Source organism: Virgibacillus ndiopensis (genome assembly GCF_900187325.1).
GTDB lineage: Bacteria > Bacillota > Bacilli > Bacillales > Amphibacillaceae > Virgibacillus_E > Virgibacillus_E ndiopensis.
Genome location: NZ_FZMZ01000005.1, coordinates 173,493 through 194,554 on the forward strand (window position 1 = coordinate 173,493; position 21,062 = coordinate 194,554).

At 36.4% G+C, this 21,062-nt stretch carries 19 protein-coding genes; 17 read left to right on the plus strand and 2 right to left on the minus strand.

Annotation, left to right across the window (positions count from 1 at the left end; genetic code table 11):
- Nucleotides 1-37: 37 nt before the first annotated feature.
- Nucleotides 38-1,054 carry a SepM family pheromone-processing serine protease gene (locus CS937_RS08150; RefSeq protein ID WP_099157976.1) on the plus strand — a complete coding sequence of 339 codons (1,017 nt, stop codon included), beginning with the start codon at nucleotides 38-40 and terminating at the stop codon, nucleotides 1,052-1,054.
- Between the two features lie 46 nt (nucleotides 1,055-1,100).
- Here CS937_RS08150 and CS937_RS08155 read toward each other — a convergent pair whose 3' ends face one another.
- Nucleotides 1,101-2,312, minus strand: a complete 1,212-nt coding sequence (locus CS937_RS08155) for a nucleotidyltransferase (protein ID WP_099157977.1) — start codon at nucleotides 2,310-2,312, stop codon at nucleotides 1,101-1,103.
- Between the two features lie 214 nt (nucleotides 2,313-2,526).
- Between CS937_RS08155 and CS937_RS08160 the strand changes: the two genes are divergently transcribed.
- From CS937_RS08160 to CS937_RS08175, 4 genes are all read left to right on the plus strand, one after another.
- Complete coding sequence (locus tag CS937_RS08160) at nucleotides 2,527-3,051, plus strand: YceD family protein (protein WP_099157978.1); 525 nt, start codon at nucleotides 2,527-2,529, stop codon at nucleotides 3,049-3,051.
- 39 nt (nucleotides 3,052-3,090) lie between these two features.
- Nucleotides 3,091-3,264: a 50S ribosomal protein L32 gene (gene rpmF, locus CS937_RS08165; protein ID WP_099157979.1), complete on the plus strand. Its 174-nt coding sequence runs from the start codon at nucleotides 3,091-3,093 to the stop codon at nucleotides 3,262-3,264.
- A gap of 225 nt (nucleotides 3,265-3,489) precedes the next feature.
- Nucleotides 3,490-4,248 carry an enoyl-CoA hydratase/isomerase family protein gene (locus tag CS937_RS08170; protein WP_099157980.1) on the plus strand — a complete coding sequence of 253 codons (759 nt, stop codon included), beginning with the start codon at nucleotides 3,490-3,492 and terminating at the stop codon, nucleotides 4,246-4,248.
- A gap of 92 nt (nucleotides 4,249-4,340) precedes the next feature.
- Nucleotides 4,341-4,826, plus strand: a complete 486-nt coding sequence (locus CS937_RS08175) for an RsfA family transcriptional regulator (RefSeq protein WP_099157981.1) — start codon at nucleotides 4,341-4,343, stop codon at nucleotides 4,824-4,826.
- Between the two features lie 287 nt (nucleotides 4,827-5,113).
- On the opposite strand, the gene CS937_RS08180 is transcribed toward CS937_RS08175, so the two are convergent.
- Nucleotides 5,114-5,584, minus strand: a complete 471-nt coding sequence (locus tag CS937_RS08180) for an N-acetyltransferase (RefSeq protein ID WP_099157982.1) — start codon at nucleotides 5,582-5,584, stop codon at nucleotides 5,114-5,116.
- Nucleotides 5,585-5,766: 182 nt separating this feature from the next.
- Here CS937_RS08180 and CS937_RS08185 point away from each other — a divergent pair, with 182 nt between their 5' ends.
- The 12 genes from CS937_RS08185 (at nucleotide 5,767) to murD (ending at nucleotide 21,044) form a co-directional block, all read left to right on the plus strand.
- Nucleotides 5,767-6,645: a 2-dehydropantoate 2-reductase gene (locus CS937_RS08185; protein ID WP_099157983.1), complete on the plus strand. Its 879-nt coding sequence runs from the start codon at nucleotides 5,767-5,769 to the stop codon at nucleotides 6,643-6,645.
- A gap of 2 nt (nucleotides 6,646-6,647) precedes the next feature.
- Nucleotides 6,648-7,028, plus strand: a complete 381-nt coding sequence (locus tag CS937_RS08190; RefSeq protein ID WP_099157984.1) for a DUF3397 domain-containing protein — start codon at nucleotides 6,648-6,650, stop codon at nucleotides 7,026-7,028.
- Nucleotides 7,029-7,284: 256 nt separating this feature from the next.
- The gene (bshC, locus tag CS937_RS08195; protein WP_099157985.1) at nucleotides 7,285-8,910 is read left to right on the plus strand and encodes a bacillithiol biosynthesis cysteine-adding enzyme BshC; all 1,626 of its coding nucleotides are present in this window, start codon (nucleotides 7,285-7,287) and stop codon (nucleotides 8,908-8,910) included.
- Between the two features lie 588 nt (nucleotides 8,911-9,498).
- Nucleotides 9,499-9,930, plus strand: coding sequence for a division/cell wall cluster transcriptional repressor MraZ (gene mraZ / locus CS937_RS08200; RefSeq protein WP_099157986.1), 432 nt, complete (start codon nucleotides 9,499-9,501; stop codon nucleotides 9,928-9,930).
- A gap of 24 nt (nucleotides 9,931-9,954) precedes the next feature.
- The gene (rsmH, locus tag CS937_RS08205) at nucleotides 9,955-10,932 is read left to right on the plus strand and encodes a 16S rRNA (cytosine(1402)-N(4))-methyltransferase RsmH (protein ID WP_099157987.1); all 978 of its coding nucleotides are present in this window, start codon (nucleotides 9,955-9,957) and stop codon (nucleotides 10,930-10,932) included.
- Nucleotides 10,932-11,306, plus strand: coding sequence for a cell division protein FtsL (ftsL, locus tag CS937_RS08210; protein WP_099157988.1), 375 nt, complete (start codon nucleotides 10,932-10,934; stop codon nucleotides 11,304-11,306). The genes rsmH and ftsL overlap by 1 nt, the downstream gene beginning before the upstream one ends.
- Before the next feature lie 16 nt (nucleotides 11,307-11,322).
- A complete protein-coding gene (locus CS937_RS08215) occupies nucleotides 11,323-13,539 on the plus strand; it encodes a penicillin-binding protein (RefSeq protein ID WP_099157989.1) in 2,217 nt (738 codons plus the stop codon).
- A gap of 96 nt (nucleotides 13,540-13,635) precedes the next feature.
- A complete protein-coding gene (locus CS937_RS08220; protein WP_099157990.1) occupies nucleotides 13,636-15,579 on the plus strand; it encodes a stage V sporulation protein D in 1,944 nt (647 codons plus the stop codon).
- A 256-nt stretch (nucleotides 15,580-15,835) separates the two neighbouring features.
- A complete protein-coding gene (locus CS937_RS08225) occupies nucleotides 15,836-17,308 on the plus strand; it encodes a UDP-N-acetylmuramoyl-L-alanyl-D-glutamate--2,6-diaminopimelate ligase (protein WP_099157991.1) in 1,473 nt (490 codons plus the stop codon).
- 2 nt (nucleotides 17,309-17,310) lie between these two features.
- On the plus strand, nucleotides 17,311-18,675 hold the full coding sequence (locus CS937_RS08230) for a UDP-N-acetylmuramoyl-tripeptide--D-alanyl-D-alanine ligase (RefSeq protein ID WP_099157992.1): 1,365 nt from the start codon (nucleotides 17,311-17,313) through the stop codon (nucleotides 18,673-18,675).
- Between the two features lie 36 nt (nucleotides 18,676-18,711).
- Nucleotides 18,712-19,698 carry a phospho-N-acetylmuramoyl-pentapeptide-transferase gene (gene mraY / locus CS937_RS08235; protein WP_099157993.1) on the plus strand — a complete coding sequence of 329 codons (987 nt, stop codon included), beginning with the start codon at nucleotides 18,712-18,714 and terminating at the stop codon, nucleotides 19,696-19,698.
- Entirely contained in the window at nucleotides 19,695-21,044 is a 1,350-nt protein-coding gene (murD, locus tag CS937_RS08240) for a UDP-N-acetylmuramoyl-L-alanine--D-glutamate ligase (protein WP_099157994.1), read from the plus strand. Before mraY ends, murD begins: the two co-directional genes overlap by 4 nt.
- The last annotated feature ends 18 nt before the right edge of the window (nucleotides 21,045-21,062 follow it).

A 21,062-nucleotide genomic window follows, 5' to 3' on the forward strand; every position in this document is an offset into this window, starting at 1 on the left:
TGTGTGTAATTCGTATGAAATGGAAGGAGTTCCTACAGTGAAATTTACTAAACGGCAAATACTATACTTAGTTATTGTAGTAGCCATCGCTTTTTTTCTCTCAGCTTATAAATTACCATATTATATTTATAAACCTGGAGGAGCGGATGCGTTAAATCCCATCGTTTCAGTTGAGGATGGTTACAAAAGTGAAGGAGATATGCACCTCGTTACAGTTAGGGGAGGGCAGGCAACGCCAATTCAATATCTTTGGGCAAAGCTATTACCACATCAAGAAATTTATCCAATTGAAGAGATCAGACCAGAAGGAATCTCCGAGGATGAGTATTTTCATGTTCAATTACAAATGATGGAAAATTCTCAGGAAGCATCAAAGGTTGTCGCTTATAAAGCAGCCAAAGAAGATATCACTATTGAATACGATGGTGTATATGTCGTATCTGTAATAGAAGGAATGCCAGCAGACGGCATACTGAAAATGGGTGATAGAATTATTGGAATTGATGGTAACGAAATTAAGGAGTCACAAGAACTAATTGAATTTATTGAGAATAAAAAAGCTGGTGACGAAATTTCAATTGAGGTTGTACGTGATAATAAAACAATTACTGAAAATATTACATTAAAGGCATTTGAACAACTTGATAACAAAGTGGGTATTGGAATCCAATTAGTAACGGATCGACGTGTTAAAGTTGATCCTAAAGTAGATTTCTCAAGTGGCAGCATTGGTGGTCCTAGTGCGGGATTAATGTTCTCATTGGAAATCTATGATCAATTAACCGAAAAAGATTTAACACATGGCTATCAAATTGCTGGAACAGGCGAAATTGATTATGAAGGAAATGTAATGCGGATAGGTGGCATTGACAAAAAAGTGATCGCTGCTGATAAAGAAGGCTGTAAAATATTTTTTGCACCAAATGAAAATGGAGCAGCTGACTCCAATTATGAAGTTGCCAAAAAAACAGCTGGAGAAATTGGAACAGACATGAAAATTGTTCCTGTTGATACATTTGAAGATGCCTTAACATATTTACAAAAGCTTGAATAAAATAGAAGAACTGTTATGTGGGATTAGACCATGTAACAGTTCTTTTTTATACTAAGATAGGTGGTGCTATTTCTTGATGATGAAGATGCTTTCTTATATTTGGTGGAAGGATACTATAATAAGCATGACTAGCTTTTTCTTCAATTGATAGCATGGAATTCATGTTGCGGCCTAATTGGGTTATAACGGGGACTTCGATATCTTTTTTGATTTGATTAAGATATGCTTTTCCAGTCTCTGTTAATCCAAGAATGCGGACATAGGGAACTTTGGAAATGCGTTGGACAAAATCCATATCTGTCTTTTTTGTGTTTGTTAAAATATGTACGAAGATCCGCTGAAGCCTTGTCCAAGTGTATCGTTTTGTTTTAATTGCTTCGACCCATTCATGAAATGAGTTTGCTTGATTGGCTGTTTTTTTAATTCTATTTTCTAGGCCTTCGTCAACACCTTGAACATCTCGTAACTCACTGGTAGTCATCGTCATTACTCGATAATGCAGTAATGGAAAATATGCTTCCCACGAATGCCAGTTTGTTGCTTTATCTTTGTAAATTTTAAGTTGCTGCTCTGTACTGTTAGGGATGGTATTAGCAATTTTAGGTGTTATTTTTCCTGCAGAAAAAAGTTCCTTTCGTATACTCGTAGCACTAGCAATAGAGGTGTTGATTGTTTCATCATGATAGTTACTCTTACTCCGTTTAATTGTTAGTGGGTTAATTCGCAATTTATTTTCTAATATGGCTTTTACATAACTAAAACCAAGAATATTATTTGGTTTAGATAAATCCATTCTGTTCGATGTTAACCCAATTTCTTTATACGCAATCTTGCTAGCTTCAGGAAATGATAGACCCTGATCTAATTTTGTTTGCAATGTTTTCTTATAATGCGTTTCATGGTCCTTAAATGTAGTGTAACTAGTAGTAAAATCAGATATTTTTCCAGATTCACTTCCGAAACAAATAGATGAGACACCTAATTCATGTAATGTTTGAACAGAGCCTTTGGCAAATAAATCGCTGCTTTGAACCGCAAAGACATATGGTAATTCTGCAACAATATCGATACCGCTTGCTAATGCAGCTTTTGTCCGATGGAATTTATCAATAATTGCAGGTTCACCACGTTGCAAAAAAGACCCACTCATAACGGTAATCATACAATCCGCATTCGAGTTTTTCTTAGCTTCTTCTAAATGGTACACATGTCCATTATGGAATGGGTTATATTCTACTATTAAACCACACGCTTGCATCTATTCATCTCCTAATTAATATGATATATATCTATTTTAACAAAAAAACATGAGAATAGCATTTTCTTCATGATTAATGTAACTGTTAAAGGGAATGCTACACCTAAAAAAGTGTAGATTTTTTATAGTAATTTGTCATTCTGTAAAGAAAATATGTTGACAAAAGTCTAATTTCCTTTTAAAATAACTTTTGTTGCTCGTTAGAGGTGATATAATGAAATTTTCGGTAGGACAAATAAAAAGAACTACCCATAATGAACCTTTCACATTCGATGGAAAGGTTGACGTCTCAGAATTAGAAACGATGAACAATGACATTCGTAAAATTGAACCTGTACATGTTTTTGGGCAATGCTACATTCAAGGGGAACAATTATTTTTTTCTTTTACCATAAAAGGTGAAATGATATTACCATGTGCACGAACTTTAGTAGATGTGCCATATCCCTTTGAGATCAGGGCTGATGAAGTATTTTCGCTATCCCCATATTATGGCGAAGAGGAAATGGAAAATGAAATTCATCCAATTGATGGAGAAATGCTTGACTTAACCCCATATATAAAGGAAAATATTTTACTAGAGGTTCCATTTCGAGTATTCTCTGATGATGCAAAAGAGGGTGCCCCTATGAATGGCGATGGATGGGATTTTATTTCCGATGAGAAAAGTGAACAAAAAATAGATCCACGTTTGAAAAAATTGGAGTCTTTATTGAAGGATAATGAGAAAGAGAAATAAGAAAAGTTATTTAGCTTTCGTTTGAAGGAGGTGTAAGTCATGGCAGTACCAAAAAGAAGAACTTCTAAAAAAGTTAAAAATCAACGTCGTACTCATAAAAAATTACACGTACCTGGCATGGTAGAATGCTCAAACTGTGGAGAATTAACTAAACCACATCACGTATGTAAATCATGTGGGCAATACGATGGAAAATCAGTAGTAGAAGCATAATAATAGCTTAAACCAAGCAGATCACGATTAACGGTGGTCTGCTTTTCTATTTGGCCACTTTTATGTCTAAGCAATCTGACATACATGTATGCGCCTTTGGGAAAAAGAGATAGACAAGAACTCACAGGTCGAGACCTAATCAGGCATAGCGGTCACCTAAGGAAGGGACTAAATAGCAACAATATATGCTACTATAGTTATATACATAACGAGAGAGGGAATAGAATGAAAAACATCGTACAATATCAGCTGTTTCATGAGGGTTATAGTGTTATTACGTTGAATCGTCCAGAGAAACGAAATGCAATATCTAAAGAAATGGTTAAGGAGTTAAAACAATGTATTGAACAGGCTAAACAGGATTCGGTAAAATTTCTAGTGATTACAGGTGCGGGAGATAAGATGTTCTGTGCCGGAGGGGATTTACAAGATTTACATGGTGATTTAACATTTGATGAGGCATTTTCTGAGCTCTATGCAATGAAAGAAGTCCTTTTTGAACTTGCGTCATTTCCAATGCCGACAGTTTGCTTGTTGAATGGAAATGCGCTTGGTGGTGGTTGTGAAATCGCCACGGCATGTGATTTTCGAATTACAAAGGAAACGAATGAATGCGGGTTCGTTCAAACTAAATTAGGTATTACACCAGGATGGGGTGGAGGAGCACTACTATACGAAAAGGTTCACTCTAGTTTTGCTTATCAATGGCTAATGGAGGCGGAAATATATGACGCTGCCTATCTGCATGAACGAGGGTGGGTACATAGGATAGTGTCAGATGAAGCATGGCATAATCAATCGAAATTATTAGAGCCATATAAAACAAAGTCTTACGATCAAATGAAAATAGTAAAAAAACAATACACAAAAAAAATGTCAATTCTTAGATTGTCGGCGCTGATGGATGAAGAAGTACGAAATTGTGCGAAGCTTTGGGACTCTAAGGAGCATAAAAGTGCTGTAGAAAAATTTTTAGCGCGATAAACACAAATATAATATTAAAAATAGTAAAACAGTTATTCTATCACTCCTATTTTTTGCATACATTTTATAGCAAACGTATAAGGAGGGATGTTATGAATGCAACACGTCAAGATGCATGGACGAAAGATGAGGACATAATCTTAGCTGAGACCGTGCTTCGTTATATCAGAGAGGGGAAAACCCAATTAGAGGCATTTAAAGAAGTAGCAAAACAGCTATCGCGTACTTCGGCTGCATGTGGATTTCGGTGGAATGCAACAATCCGAAAAAATTATCAAGAAGCCGTTCATCATGCGAAAGAGGAACGGAAACAAGGTGGAAGAAAAAATACATGGAATTATATCGAACCAAAATCGAGTCATGAAAAAGATACGATTGAAACCGCAATTTCATTACTAGAGAAAATGAAAATAAACTTTTCCCCTGAAAATCAAATTTCACAACTAGAACAAGAAAAACATTTACAACATTTAGAAGAAGAGAACAAAAACTTAAAAGCCCAATTACTCCGTTATGAAGATGCCTGGAAAGAAATGGGTAATTTATGGAGCTGGGTTAGTAAATCGGAAAAGGAGTAGTTCAAAAGCGTAGGCGCCTAGGGACTATGCCCTGCAAAGTGGCTCGGTGTTGCCGTGCGATCTTCAGTTTTAATCGAATATTCCTTCGTAGTAGATAAAGGAAACATGGGAGTGTAAACGAATCGATGTTGACTAATCGTACGGGGTGAGGGAGGTCCATTTGTCATTGGGTGCTGGAGCTAGACGTGACCAATATAGATACTTAATAATACACGGCTTCAATATATACTTTCCTACTAGTTAAAAATAGACATGAATGCTTTGACCATTCATGTCTAAGTTTTGTCTTATACTTCTTTTTCTTCTACACCTTCTGGCATCCAAATTAATGGATTCTCCCCTAAATCCCGTTCCATATCGTATTTTGCTTTTTGAAAGCCCATTTTTTCCCAGAATCCCTGTGAATTAATTCGAGGATTTGTTTTTATAGGAAGCTGGTATTTTTTAGCGAATTCAACTAATGCTTTTCCGTAGCCATTTCCTCTGTAATCTGGTAACACTTCAAGCTTCCATAGTACTAAATAATCTTGTGCAGGTTTAAAATATTTATCATATTTTTTTTGAACCTTGTATAAGCTCATGCGCGAGACAAGCGTATTACCATAGTATACTCCATAAAATGGAGATTCGCTGTCGTTTTCTACAATATTACTCTGAAGATCCTCAAGCATGGATAACTCTTGATTCCCATATTCTTTAAAACGTTTAAATTGCTCCAATGTTTTATAATTGATTAAGAGTTTTTCTACTTTTACCATCCATTTTTCCCCCTTAAAAATACATCGATATTAAATTCACTATTCCTTTTATTATAATATAAATAGAATTATATTGAAATGAACTCAGCAAAAAATAATGAATACAGTATTAATTTTGTCTGTTTCTGCTATAAATAGTTTGCTACAATAGGCTTAAAGTATTGGATGGACAGGTGAGGACAATGAATATAGGGGTTATTGGTGGAGGATCAATCGGTCTGTTAGTTAGTGCTCTTTTGAGTACGGAGCATAATGTAACACTCTATGTGAGAAGAGACGAGCAAAAAAAGGCATTGAACGATCATGGGGTTCTCCTATCCAATTCAGCCACTGTTTATCGTGTTGAGGCATTGTTATCAAGGGAACTAAATAATGAAGATTGTTTAATTGTTTGTGTCAAACAGGGTCATGTTCCGGCTGTTATTTCTACCATACAGAAAACCAATCAACATACTTCTGTCATTTTTTTGCAAAATGGTATGGGACATATTTCATCTCTTAATAATCTCAATCAACCAATTTTTGTGGGTGTTGTGGAACATGGTGCATTAAAAAAAGACGACCATATTGTAAAGCATACAGGAAAAGGTGGTATTAAGCTTGCTGCATTTAATGGGGATGAGGAGGAGTTAGAAAAGCTTGTTGATCAGTTAGCAAGTTCTCTGTTTCCTATTAATCTGGTTGAAAATTGGCAGCTTATGCTATATGAGAAGCTTGTAATTAATGCAGTTATCAATCCCCTAACTGCTATGTTTGAAGTCCACAACGGACAATTATTTCGTAATCCTTATGTAACAAAATTAGCAAAAGAACTGTGCAGGGAAGCTGTTGAAACTCTGGGATTAGATTTTTCAGAGCAATGGAGAAGGCTGCAAGCTGTTGCGACAACTACAAAGGACAATATATCATCCATGTGGAAAGATTTACAGGAAAATCGCAAAACAGAAATCGAGGCAATTTCTGGCTATTTACTAAACATTAGCAAGCACAAAATTCCATATACAGCATTTGTTTATGACAGCATTAGAGCCTTGGAAGTAAAGAAGGGGATTAATGAATAAACATGTTTGATATTATTATTTACTTTATTGCATTTTTAATAATGTTACCAATTGTGGCAACATGGTTAGTTTACAAGATATCTATGAAAATACATAAGCAAAAATGGCGAGCAATTCATACTGCGGTTAATTGGACAACTTGTTTATACATATTTGCAGTAATAGCATTGATATCTGTCATTTTTGAGAAACAGCTAGTTGCTTTCGTCCTAATAATATTACTAAGTTTCTTTTCCATCATTATCATTTTTCAATGGAAAACGAAAACAGAGGTCATATTCTCTAAAGCATTTAAAGGTTTTTGGCGCTTTTCCTTCTTAGTCTTTTCGTTCTGTTACATATGTTTGATGTGTATTGGTCTTATTCAAGAAATTTTCTCGTAGTTTTAGAGAAAAGGATAGTTGGTGCGTTAATGTTAGTATTGGCCATGTTTAGCAAGGCAGGGAATCTAGTGGTTCCGAGATGTTCATCTAGATGTTCACATCAAACTTAAATGTACTGTCGCCTCTTGCTCACGTATTTCACTACTGGGTATGTTCGATTCGCTTTTTCTGAAACAGATTAAATGAAATTTTTTGTGGTTTTATGTACAATACGTATTGGACTATACTCATTACGTTTTAAAGGAGAAAGTAATCTATGAGGATCGACCCTATTCAATTACAGAAACAAACTAAATTAATGACGGATTATCGCAACAACGAAGCAACGATTATGGAGTATTTTGATTACCTTCCTTTTGAAAAAACCACATATCAAAACAGGGTCAATGATTTAATGGAACGAAAATTTAATCGAAAGCAATTGACAGAAAAATTGAAAACGTTGAATGAAAATTGGGATGCGCCTAAAGCTACATATGATAATATTGAACGATTGAAGGACGAAAACAGTGTAGTCGTTATTGGTGGTCAACAAGCAGGGCTTTTAACGGGACCGATGTATTCGATAAATAAATTGATTTCTATCATACAATTGGCTAGACAACAGCAAGAAGCGTTACAAATTCCGGTTATTCCTGTTTTTTGGATTGCTGGAGAAGACCATGACTTTGATGAGATCAACCATATTTTCTTACCAGAAGTTCCTAAAATGAAAAAATATAAGTTATTGCAGCGCGTATTGGAAAAGAAATCGGTTGGTCATATCCCTAAAGACGATATCTATGCAAGCCAGTGGATAGATTCTATTTTTGAACAATTGCAGGAAACACAGTATACGAGACATTTATTAGTTACGATAGAGGATTGTTTGGATAAATCTGATAATTATGTTGATTTCTTTGCTCGATTAATTTTTCGACTATTCGATGATGAGGGTGTCGTGTTAGTTGATTCATCTAATCCAGAAATACGGAAGTTGGAAAGCGACTATTTTGTAAACTTACTTGAACTTCAACCAGAAATAAGTAAAGGTGTTTATCATTATGAACAACAGATAAAACAGTTGGGTTACGCCATTTCGTTGGATGTTGAAGAAAATGATGCTCACATTTTCTATCATAAGAATGGCGAACGGATATTATTAGCCCGGAATCAATCAGGGGACTGGGTTGGCAAACAAGATGAAATTTCGTTTACTACAGAAGAACTTGTAACAATTGCTGAAAGTCAACCGGAATTACTTAGCAATAATGTTGTAACACGACCTTTAATGCAGGAATTACTTTTCCCAAGTTTAGCATTTATCGGCGGACCTGGCGAAATCAGTTATTGGTCTGCATTAAAACCGGTTTTCCAAGCGTTTAAAATGAAAATGCCACCAATTGTTCCGCGATTATCGTTCACCTTTATCGAGCGTAATATTGAAAGAATCTTAACTACGTATGAATTAACAGCAGCGTATGCTGTGAACAATGGAGTGGAATCAGACCGAGATAAGTGGCTTGAATCAAAAAATGATCCGCCAATCCATCAAATTGCTGAACAGATAAAGGATATTGTAGACGAAGCCCATAAGCCACTACGTGAAGTTGCTAAAAGTATTCGTTCTGACCTAGATGATTTAGCTGATAAAAATTTAAATTACCTGTTCCGTGATATTGAATTTTTGGAAGATCGAATTATGAGAGCAATGGAAGCGAAATATGCTAAGGAATTATACGATTTTAATCTAATCAATACTGCACTTCGTCCGAATAGAGGATTACAAGAACGAATTTGGAATCCTTTACCATGGATTAATGATCATGGAACACATTTTATTAAACAACTTACTAAAGCGTCCTGTTCATTTGAGAATGAGCATTATCTAGTATATATTTAAAATTTAGATTGATTTATAAGGGATTGCTGGTTTTAAATACAATTATAGTGGCTCTTTTCATAGTTTGTTGTTATTTACAGAAAATGTTGCTTAACAGCAACGTGATTTTCATCCCGGGGTCTCACCTATACAGGAGTCAACTGCTCACAATGAAGATCACTGAAGTTAAGTGATGAATGTTACCGGAATTATAGACGCTCGAACTTAGCGAAGGAAATACACGGAGACTCCTGCGGGAAAGCGTAGTGTATTTCCGCAGCTGTGGCTACGTCGTATTTTAAGTCAAGTGTGGTCTAACAACAAACTTAACTAAAATTAGATAAACCTTAATTTACGGGAATCCACCACATTCCCCCACCATTTTGAAATTAAAGCTGTCTTTAAGCTTGTTATTACGTTTAAAATGCACGAAACAATCGTATTTACCATTGTTTCGCTATTTATTAAAAACGTAATCAAAGGCTATAAAGATAGCTTTTTTTATGACTATATTACTAAATTTAGGTGTGAAAAAGTTTTTTTGAAAAATTAGGTGGTGAATTGTGGGGGGATGTGGTAATATAAAAACATGAAAGTGGGGAGAACCATATGTTCATGGGTGAATTTCAACATAACATTGATGCAAAGGGAAGAATTATCGTTCCTGCTAAGTTTCGAGAAGAGCTTGGCGATAGCTTTGTTGTGACTCGAGGACTTGATAAATGTCTGTTTGCATACCCAATGAGCGAATGGAAATTACTAGAAGAAAAGTTAAAAAAACTCCCACTTACTAAAAAAGATGCTAGAGCATTTACACGTTTTTTCTTTTCTGGAGCAGTTGAATGTGAAATTGATAAACAGGGAAGAATAAACATTCCAGGACCATTAAGAAATTACGCAGTATTAGAAAAAGAATGCGTCGTTATCGGCGTATCTAATCGAATTGAATTCTGGGCAAGTGAAAATTGGGATGATTATTTCACTGACTCTGAAGAATCTTTCGCGGAGATTGCTGAGAATTTAATGGATTTTGATATCTAACAGCATAGAAGCAGGTGTATACCCATGTTTGAACATTACAGCGTTTTGAAGGAAGAAACGATTATTGGATTAAATATCAACCCAAATGGTACATATGTCGACTGCACACTCGGTGGTGGTGGTCACTCCGAACAAATCGCTTCTAGATTAAGTGAAAATGGATTATTGGTGGCGTTTGACCAGGACATAGATGCATTACATGCAGCTAAAAAGAGGTTGGAAGTCTATCACGATCGCATCATATTTATTCATGCAAATTTTCGCATGCTAGAAGAACAGCTTGACCAACATAATATTGACCATATTGATGGGGTTTTATTTGATCTAGGCGTTTCCTCACCACAGTTGGATCGTGGGGAGCGAGGCTTTAGTTATCAACATGATGCAACACTTGATATGCGTATGAACCAAGATCAAGAGCTAAGTGCTTATGAAATTGTTAATTCTTGGCCTTATGAAAAATTAGTAAAGATATTTTTTACATATGGCGAAGAGAAATTTTCGAAACAAATAGCTAGGAAAATAGAAGAATACAGAAAGACAAATGAAATTGCAACAACACACGAATTAGTAGAAATTATCAAGGATGGAATTCCTGCACCGGCTCGCCGAAAAGGAGGACATCCTGCCAAACGTATTTTTCAAGCATTACGAATTGCGGTAAACGATGAATTGACTGCATTTAATGATGCATTACACCAAGCGGCTAATATTATTGATGTGGGTGGAAGAGTAGCGGTTATTACGTTTCATTCACTGGAAGACAGATTGTGTAAACAAGCATTTAAAAAATGGAGTACTGCTAAGGAAGTACCACGGAACTTACCAATTGTCCCAAAGGATCACGAAGCACCATTTAAGATGATTACGCGCAAACCGATGGTACCTAGTGATTTGGAGCTGTCAGAGAATCGCCGGTCACGATCATCAAAATTACGTATTGTTGAAAAAGTTAATCGTTGGAACACAGAATTTACTTATCAGGAAGGGTGGAAAAAATAATGAGTATAAATCACGCGCGCAGCTTTCAACCGACTCATACATCACATTCACCGAAAAGAGAAAAACAGGTTGCCATTAAAGTTCGTAAAAGTAGCTGGATTACAAAAGGTGAAAAAGTTTTATATTCTGTGATAGGTGTTAGTTTAATTTTAGCTGGAATTTTCATTGTCTCTTTTTCATCAACGACTGATTCAGTAAATAGAGAAATACAATCTTTAGAACGTACTATACAAACGCAAAAAGTAGAAAATGATGGATTGAAATATGAAAAGAAAGAATTAAGCAGACCAGAAAGAATCATTAAGATTGCGAAAGAAAATGGATTGAAAATACAAGATTCAGAGGTTAAACATGCAAGTGTAATAAACAACTAATCAGGGTGGATATGTCATGAAAAAAAATAAGACAACACACTTAATGTCAGGGATTTTTATTCTTGTATTTGTTGCGATTTTTTTAATCTTAACTGGAAGGTTTTTGTACATACAAGCAACAGGTGAGATTAATGGTGTTTCGTTAGAAGAATGGGCTGATAAAAAACGAACTTCATCCTACCCATTAAATGCAGAACGAGGTAAAATTTATGATAGCAATGGGATGACATTGGCATATGACCGTCCAACGTTCAGTATTTATGCCATTGTTGATGAAGCATATACGACAGATAAGGAGGAGCCAAGGCATGTAAAAGATCCGGAGAAAACTGCGGAAATGCTGGCTCCTTTGTTGAATATAGATAAAAACTATATTCTAGAAAGACTTCAGCAGGGGATTGAGAAAGATAGGTTTCAAGTGGAATTTGGATCAGGAGGTAAGGAATTATCGCAAAAAACGAAAGATAAGATTGAAAAGTTGGATTTACCGGGCATAAAATTCGACAAAGAATCGATTCGTTACTATCCAAATGGTATGTTTGCCTCACACATAATTGGATTTGCTCGTAAGGGTGAGGAAGGAAACATTACAGGTGTGACAGGTATGGAACGGGAAATGAATAAGCTTCTAAGTGGGAAGCCTGGGCATATTTCCTATCAGCGCGATAAATACAATACAAAACTTTTAGATCCAAACGAGGTTATTAAACAACCAAAAGACGGGGACAATGTCTATTTAACTATCGATCAAAAGGTTCAAACATTACTAGAGGATGTTTTGTCCCAAGTGGATAAAAAATATAAACCTGAGCGGATGACAGCAATTGTCATGAATCCAAAAACAGGTGAAATAGTGGCAATGAGTAACAGACCTAGTTATAACCCAAACAACCCTGCAGACGTAGAAAACTGGTACAACGATGTAGTTTCGACACCAATTGAACCTGGTTCTACGATGAAAATGTTTACGTGGGCATCAGCTATCGATGCTGGAGTATATAATGGGAATGCACAATATAAATCAGGTAGTTATAAAGTGGTTGAAAATGCTACACCTATACGAGATCATAACGGAGGAAGAGGCTGGGGAACCATTTCATTTGATGAAGGATTTCGGCGTTCTTCCAACGTGGCTGCCGCAAAATTGGTAAGAGAAGTAATCGGACCAGAAAAATACATCAATTATTTAGAAGCGTTTAACTTTGATAAAAAGACAGGGATTGATTTACCGGGAGAAGTTACTGGGAGAATTGTACATAATCCCAATGCTCCACGCGACATAGCTGCAACAGGTTTTGGTCAAGCAAGTACATTTACACCAATTCAAATCATGAAGGCAGCTTCGGCGATTGCAAATGATGGAAAAATGGTTAAGCCGTACGTTATTTCTAAAATAGTTGATTCGAAGACTGGTGAAGCCCTGAAAGAAACTTCACCTGAGGTTGTCGGAACTCCAATTTCAAAAAAAACATCCGATAGAATGATGGAATTATTAGGTTCAGTCGTATCGGCTGAAGATGGGACAGGTAAAGGGTTCAGTTTAGAGGATTATTCTGTAGCTGGTAAAACAGGTACGGCACAATATACAGTGGATGGAAAGTATGTAACTGGTCGTGAAAAATATATCTTTTCATTCTTAGGGATGGCACCGGCCGACGATCCACAACTAATGATGTATGTTTCTGTAAAACATCCACAATTAGAGGCTGAACACGGATCTGTTCCGGTATCATTTATCTTTAAAAATGTGATGAAAAATAGTTTGCATTATTTAAATATTACGCCTGACAAGGAAACTAGCAATGTAGTTCATTCGGTTAAGGTGCCTGCAATAATTGGTAAGAGCACTGACGGAGCCAAACAAGCATTAAAAGGGCTAAATGTAACGGTTATAGGCTCTGGAAATAATATTGTTGGAGCAAGCGCTACTGAAGGTGAAGAATTGATACCGAATGATAGAATACTATTATTGACAGACAAGCCAACCATGCCAAATCTTGCAGGATGGTCTCTAAGGGATGTGTTACAGCTGGCAGATTTGGTACAGCTGGACATCGAAACGATAGGGAATGGATACGTCTTTAGTCAAAGTATTAAACAAGGAACTGCTATTAAAAAAGGTGATTATTTAGGTGTCGAACTTGAACCGCCTAAAAAAGAAAAGCCTACTGAAAAAAACGAATCAGACAACGCTAATCAAGAAGGTGAACAAGCAACAAATCAACCAGAATAAGACCATAAGTAATACCAGATAAAAGAAACAGTGTTCTATTCAGTTTTTCTAGTTCATATAGTGGATACAAGCCTACCTATGAAAAGGGGATGGAAGATGAAACGTGTATCTGCTGTTACAGTTAGAAAACGAATAGTTACTGTTTTTCTTTGTGGATTATTAATTCTTGCGATAATTGATTTTCGCTTGGGCTACGTACAATTTGTGATTGGTGATCAATTGATGGCTAAAGCGAACAATTTATGGACAAGGGATATAACATTTGAGGCGGAGCGAGGGAATATACTAGATGTTAATGGGGAGATTTTAGCTGAAAATGTCTCTGCTCCTTCTGTAATGCTTGTTCCAAAGCAAATTAAAAATCCGCAAAAAACTGCTGAGCAATTAGCGGAAATTCTAGACATGTCTGTTGATAAAGCTTATGAATACGTTACAAAAAAAGAATCAATGGTTAAAGTTCATCCAGAGGGAAGGAAAATATCTGAAGAGCAAGAAGAAGCAATACGGACGCTTAATTTAGATGGTGTTTATTTGGCAAAGGATTCAAAACGTAATTACCCTGATGGAAACAATTTGGCACATGTATTAGGGTTTACTGGTATTGATAATCAAGGATTAATGGGTCTTGAGCTCTATTATAATGACAAACTTAGCGGGGATAAGGGTAGTTTGTCATTTTATTCAGATGCGAAAGGGAAAAAACTTGAAGATCTCGCCGATATTTATAAGTCTCCAAAAGATGGTTTGGATTTAAAGACAACGATTAATACTAAGGTCCAAACAATTATGGAACGGGAGCTTGATTTAGCTGTTACTAAATATAATCCAGATGGAGCGCTTGCTGTAGCAGTCGACCCAGACACGGGTGGGATAATCGGTATGACATCAAGGCCAAATTTCAATCCTGAAAATTATCAAGAAGTAGATTCTAAGATATATAATCGAAATTTGCCAATATGGAGTACGTATGAACCAGGGTCAACGTTTAAGATTATTACCTTGGCAGCAGCTCTGGAAGAAAATGCTGTTGATCTACAAAATGATGAATTTAACGATGATGGTGATATTTCAGTTGGCGGTACGGAATTACATTGTTGGAAGAGTGGTGGACACGGCCATCAAACATATTTGGAGGTTGTCCAGAATTCCTGTAACCCTGGCTTCGTTAATTTAGGAATGGAATTAGGTAAAGATAAGTTGTTCTCGTACATTAACGATTTCGGATTTGGCAAGAAAACAGGTATTGACTTGCAGGGAGAAGGAAATGGTATTTTATTCAAACCAGAAAACATCGGACCAGTCGAACTTGCAACTACTGCATTTGGTCAAGGTGTCTCGGTTACACCGATCCAGCAAGTTATGGCGGTCGCAGCAGCTGTTAATGGAGGATATTTGTATGAACCGCATATTGCCAAAGAATGGATCGACCCTAAAACTGAGGAAGCTGTAGAGACGATTGAACCTAATATGAAAGAGCGTGTTATCTCTGAAGAAACGTCAAAAGAAGTGCGCCTTGCTTTGGAAAGTGTTGTTGCAAAAGGTACTGGCCGACCTGCATATGTTGATGGGTACCGTGTTGGTGGAAAAACAGGTACTGCACAAAAAGTAGGACCTGATGGTCATTATTTAAAGAACAATTACGTTGTATCATTTATTGGATTTGCCCCTGCCGATGATCCGGAAATTGTTGTATATGTAGCAATTGATAATCCTAAAAATACGGTTCAATTTGGTGGAGTAGTTGCAGCGCCTATTGTAGGTACGATTATCGGAGACAGCCTAAGGGCTCTAGGGGTTAAACAGCGAGAAGGCGGATTAGATAAAGAATATATGTGGCCTGAGCAGCCAAAAGTTGAAGTGCCTGATTTAATCGGCTTAGAGAAAAGTGAGTTAACGGAGTATATGACGAATTTATCTATTGAAACAAGTGGTTCGGGTGATACCATCATAAATCAGGCGCCGCAACCTGGTGCCAAAGTTGAACAAGGTGCAAAAATCAGAATTTATTTATCCGATAAAAAGGACAATAATTCCGAGTAAAACTTTGGTATAATTATTTAAAGCGGAAGCAACTAGGTATGGATAACACGCATAAGCAAGGGACTATAGAACGTATGGTTTTAACGTTCAGAGCATCTATTGCTTATGTCTGGAACATCCTAGAATCTAGAAATCGATATTAGTAAGGATTGTTCTTTTAAGTGTAAAAATAAAAAAGAGGGTGAATCCACCCTCTTAAAAATTGATCTTCGTTAGAATACATATGTGGGATATTATTAAAGATAGGATGATGAAGATGAAATTATCGGAAATTATTTCTGTATTACCATTCTATGATTCTACTTCTTCAGCTGAAAAAGACGTTGAAATTAATAATATCGAAATGGATTCAAACAAAATTAATACAGGAGATTTATTTGTTTGTATACGAGGTTTTAAAGTGGATGGTCACAACTTTGTCGATGAAGCGATTAAAAATGGAGCACGTGCAATTTTGGCAGAAAGAAACGTTAAAGCAACTGTACAGACTATCATTGTTCCTGATACAGCGCGCGCCCTAGCAATGATTACAGCAAAGTTTTTTGATTTTCCTACTTCAGGGCTCCCATTGATTGGTATTACCGGAACGAATGGAAAAACAACGATAACGTATTTATTGGAGACTATTTTTCAACAGCTACAAATGAAAACAGGGATAATTGGAACCATTCAACTCAAGATTGGAAAAGAAACTTTCTCGGTTCCAAATACAACTCCAGATGCTTTGTTTCTGCAAAAGACATTCAACCGAATGAAAGATCAAGGTGTATCGGTTGCTATTATGGAAGTCTCTTCACATGCGTTAGACATGGGTAGGGTATATGGCTGTGAATTTGATATCGCAATTTTCACAAATCTTACACAGGATCACCTTGATTATCATAAGAATATGGATGATTATTTACATGCAAAAAGTCTGTTGTTTGCACAATTAGGGAATACTTATGATAACAGAAGAAAAAAATTTGCTGTTATCAATAGGGATGATCCGTATTATGAAAAAATAAAAAAAAGCACCGCACAACATGTTATTACATATGGTTATAAACATGATGCACAAGTGAAAGCAAGAAATGTTAAATTAGATAGTTTAAAAACTTCCTTTACATTAGCAACGCCAAACGGAGATGTTACGGTTAACAGTAGACTTATTGGGATGTTCAATGTTTATAACATGCTTGCTGCAAGTGCTGCTGCAATAGTTTCCGGTGTACCATTATCGGTGATCAAAAATGCGTTAGAAACGATACCTGGTGTGAGTGGTCGCTTTGAGTCAGTTCAAGTGGGCCAATCGTTTGCAACAATAGTAGATTATGCACACACTCCAGATTCGTTGGAAAATGTTTTACAGACGATAAAAGAATTTGCTAAAGGTAACGTGTATGTAGTTGTTGGTTGTGGTGGGGATCGGGATCGATCGAAGAGACCATTAATGGCGGACATTGCATTAACTTATGCAGATTACGCCATTTTCACGTCCGACAACCCAAGAACAGAAGATCCACAAGTTATTTTGGATGACATGACGACTGAATTGACCAAGGAGCATTATGACGTGGTTGTCGATCGTAAGCAAGCTATCGCTCAAGCAATTGAATTGGCGAAAACGGATGATATTGTCTTAATTGCTGGTAAAGGTCATGAAACCTATCAACAAATTGGAAACATAAAATATAAATTCGATGATCGAGAAATTGCAAAAGAAGCAATTTTAAGTAAGGGGAAATAATCATGCTATTTACGACAAAATGGATAACCGCTATTCTTAGGGAATATATAGGGGCGGCAACAGATACTATACCAATTGATGAAGTTACAACAGATAGCAGAAAGCAAACGAAAAAGGGTTTATTCGTTCCATTAGTTGGTGAAAATTTTGATGGACACGATTATGTAAAACAAGCGTTTGATAATGGTGCTGTTGCTACAGTTTGGGATAAAAGCAAACCATTGCCAGAATTCCTTCCTACAGATTTTCCGGTATTTTTTGTTGATAATACGTTGACTGCACTCCAAGAATTAGCAGCTGGTTACCGGAACGAAATTAATCCAGTAGTAATTGGTATAACTGGATCGAATGGAAAAACAACGACTAAAGACTTAGTGGCATCTGTGGTAAAATCACAGTATAGAACGCATTATACTGATGGTAATTTTAATAATCATATAGGACTACCGTTAACAATTTTGGCAATGGATAGGCAAACAGAGGTACTCGTACTTGAAATGGGTATGAATCATTTTGGGGAAATAGAACAATTATCTACCATTGCACGCCCCGATTTTGCTATTATTACAAATATTGGGGAATCACACATTGAATATCTTGGGTCACGAGAAGGGATTGCGAAAGCTAAGCTAGAAATTGTAACTGGACTGAAGCAGGGTGGAACACTAATAATTGATGGTGATGAAAAACTGTTGGAACAAGTACATAATCGTGATCATGTTATTACTTGTGGGTTTGCCAACCATAATGATGTGGTACTAGAAAAAGTCTCTATTCAACATAATCAAACTGTTTTTAATTTATCTGATGGAATAGAATATACGATTACCTTGTTAGGAAAGCATCATGCTAAAAATGCCTCGTATGCCATTACACTCGGAAAACGTCTAGGTATTAGTCCAGACAACATTAAACAAGCATTACTGTCCATTGAGCTTACTGCAATGCGTTTTGAAATGCTTAAAGGGAAACATAATGTGTCGGTAATAAACGACGCATATAATGCTTCTCCCACATCCATGAAGGCAGCAATCGAAGTTGTTAAGCAGATGACTGGGTTTAACGATAAAGTGCTTGTGTTAGGGGATATATTTGAATTAGGTGAACATGCAACAGTGTTACATCAATCTGTTGGAGAAGTAATTCATGCACCGATAACAGCGTTGTTTACTTTCGGGAAGGATTCTGCGGAAATATCTAAGTTAGTTCAAAAGGATAATGAATTAATCGATTGCAGACATTTTGCATCACGAGAGGAATTACTGAATGAATTGCAGCCCTATTTAAACGAGGACACATTACTATTATTTAAAGCATCCCGTGGCATGCAGTTCGAATTATTTGTAAAAGAAATTGTACAGCCATAAAAATTATGGACGGTTGTTGCAAGAGGAGGAGAAGCAGTGAATATTACCGTATTAATTTTAACGATAGCGATAGCATTTCTTATTACCGTCCTGTTATCACCAATTTTAATTCCATTTTTACGACGATTAAAGTTTGGACAAAGTATTAGAGAAGAGGGACCAAAATCCCATCAGAAAAAAACAGGTACCCCTACAATGGGCGGTATTATGATTGTTGTAAGTGTTATTGTTACTTCAATCATTATGATTAATAAAACAAATGTAGATGAGATTGGATATGAGCTTTGGTTATTAGTATTTGTTATTTTAGGATATGGAGTAATCGGTTTTCTTGATGATTTTATAAAAGTTGCCATGAAACGAAATTTAGGTTTAACATCAAAACAAAAATTGCTTGGACAGTTGATTATAGCACTTGTATTTTATTATATTTTACGAGCTAATAACTTTCCTACATACATTCAAATTCCAGGAACGGACATTCAATGGGAACTCGGCTGGGGATATGCAATTCTAATCATTTTTATGTTAGTAGGATCTTCCAATGCAGTTAATTTAACAGATGGTTTGGACGGTTTGTTAGCCGGAACAGCTGCAATCGCGTTTGGCGCATTTGGAATTTTAGCCTGGTATGGATTTCCGCAGCAGGAGGTTGCCGTTTTCTCGCTGGCTGTAGTTGGTGCTTTATTAGGATTTCTTGTTTTCAACGCCCATCCTGCCAAAGTATTTATGGGGGATACAGGTTCGCTTGCTCTTGGCGGATCAATTGCGGCAATTGCAATTCTAACAAAGCTGGAAATTATTTTAGTGATTATCGGTGGTGTATTTGTAATTGAGACACTTTCAGTAATCATCCAAGTTATATCGTTTAAAACAACAGGAAAAAGAGTATTTAAAATGAGCCCATTACATCATCATTACGAACTGTTAGGGTGGTCGGAATGGCGTGTCGTAACGACATTTTGGTTGATAGGACTTATTTTTGCTGCTCTTGGCATATACATTGAGGTGTGGTTAACTTGAAAAAATTGACAAAGTTTCCTTATTCACATGTACTCGTCTTAGGTTTAGCGAAAAGTGGTACTGCTGCTGCTAAGTTACTAATACAGAATGATATACACGTCCGTGTGAATGATATGAAAACAGAAGAAACGGATGACATTGTAAAAGAATTAACAACGATGGGGGCAGAAGTTGTTGTCGGCTCCCATCCTCTTTCTGTTTTAGAACACATTGAATTAATCGTTAAAAACCCTGGAATTCCTTATGAAAATCCGGTATTGGAAGAAGCAGCGAAGCGTGGAATTCCGATCATCACAGAAATTGAACTCGCGGGAAATTTAGTAGAAAATTCCATTATTGGCATAACTGGTTCAAATGGTAAAACAACAACTACTATGCTGACAACAGAAATGCTGAATAAAAGTGAACAACCCGCTAGAATGGCTGGTAATATAGGAACTGTAGCTACAGAGGTTGCCCAAACACTTGGATCTGACGAAAAAATGGTATTGGAATTATCTTCTTTTCAGCTAATGGGTATTCAATCGTTTAAGCCGAAAATTGCTGTATTGCTAAATGTTTTTGAAGCACACCTGGACTATCATAAAACATTTGCAAACTATAAAGAAGCAAAGTGTAACATTTTTAAAAATCAAACAAGTGAAGATTACCTCGTATACAATGCAGAAGAGCCAACAGTGGTCGAAGCAGTTACAGATGCGAAGGCAACGATTGTACCATTTTCTGTAAAACGCCCACTTGAAAATGGAGTATGGGTTGATGAAGAGAGCATCTACTTTAAGGATGAAAAAATAATGGATAAAAAAGATATCGTACTAGTTGGTGAACACAACTTAGAAAATATCTTGGCTTCCATCGGAGCAGCGAAATTAAGTGGTGCGACAAATGAAGGTATTTATCAGGTTTTAACAACGTTTTCAGGCGTAAGACATCGTCTGCAATTTGTCGAGAAAATGAACAACCGTGTATTTTATAATGATTCAAAAGCGACAAATATTTTAGCAACACAAAAAGCGTTGCGGTCCTTTAAACAACCTACAATATGGTTAGCTGGTGGACTTGATCGCGGAAATGGGTTTGATGATTTATTACCTTATTTGGAACATGTCAAAGCTGTTGTACTATTTGGCCAAACGAAAGAAAAACTGAAAAAACTTGCTGAAATGGCGGGAATTAAAACGATTGAGATGGTAGAAGATGTGGAGAAAGCTGTTACAAAAGCTTATCAACTATCAAAACCTGATGATGTGATATTATTATCCCCTGCTTGCGCTAGCTGGGATCAATATCGAACGTTTGAAGAAAGAGGAGACATGTTTATTCAAACTGTGCATACATTAGTGTAGGGGCTTGTTTCAGGAACA

What these genes read in the sequence shown, in the direction of transcription:
- CS937_RS08155 (WP_099157977.1), bottom strand. Translation starts at nt 2,312, where the DNA reads ATGCAAGCGTGTGGTTTAATAGTAGAATATAACCCATTCCATAATGGA.
- CS937_RS08160 (WP_099157978.1), top strand. Translation starts at nt 2,527, where the DNA reads ATGAAATTTTCGGTAGGACAAATAAAAAGAACTACCCATAATGAACCT.
- rpmF (WP_099157979.1), top strand. Translation starts at nt 3,091, where the DNA reads ATGGCAGTACCAAAAAGAAGAACTTCTAAAAAAGTTAAAAATCAACGT.
- CS937_RS08170 (WP_099157980.1), top strand. Translation starts at nt 3,490, where the DNA reads ATGAAAAACATCGTACAATATCAGCTGTTTCATGAGGGTTATAGTGTT.
- CS937_RS08175 (WP_099157981.1), top strand. Translation starts at nt 4,341, where the DNA reads ATGAATGCAACACGTCAAGATGCATGGACGAAAGATGAGGACATAATC.
- CS937_RS08180 (WP_099157982.1), bottom strand. Translation starts at nt 5,584, where the DNA reads ATGGTAAAAGTAGAAAAACTCTTAATCAATTATAAAACATTGGAGCAA.
- CS937_RS08185 (WP_099157983.1), top strand. Translation starts at nt 5,767, where the DNA reads ATGAATATAGGGGTTATTGGTGGAGGATCAATCGGTCTGTTAGTTAGT.
- CS937_RS08190 (WP_099157984.1), top strand. Translation starts at nt 6,648, where the DNA reads ATGTTTGATATTATTATTTACTTTATTGCATTTTTAATAATGTTACCA.
- bshC (WP_099157985.1), top strand. Translation starts at nt 7,285, where the DNA reads ATGAGGATCGACCCTATTCAATTACAGAAACAAACTAAATTAATGACG.
- mraZ (WP_099157986.1), top strand. Translation starts at nt 9,499, where the DNA reads ATGTTCATGGGTGAATTTCAACATAACATTGATGCAAAGGGAAGAATT.
- rsmH (WP_099157987.1), top strand. Translation starts at nt 9,955, where the DNA reads ATGTTTGAACATTACAGCGTTTTGAAGGAAGAAACGATTATTGGATTA.
- ftsL (WP_099157988.1), top strand. Translation starts at nt 10,932, where the DNA reads ATGAGTATAAATCACGCGCGCAGCTTTCAACCGACTCATACATCACAT.
- CS937_RS08215 (WP_099157989.1), top strand. Translation starts at nt 11,323, where the DNA reads ATGAAAAAAAATAAGACAACACACTTAATGTCAGGGATTTTTATTCTT.
- CS937_RS08220 (WP_099157990.1), top strand. Translation starts at nt 13,636, where the DNA reads ATGAAACGTGTATCTGCTGTTACAGTTAGAAAACGAATAGTTACTGTT.
- CS937_RS08225 (WP_099157991.1), top strand. Translation starts at nt 15,836, where the DNA reads ATGAAATTATCGGAAATTATTTCTGTATTACCATTCTATGATTCTACT.
- CS937_RS08230 (WP_099157992.1), top strand. Translation starts at nt 17,311, where the DNA reads ATGCTATTTACGACAAAATGGATAACCGCTATTCTTAGGGAATATATA.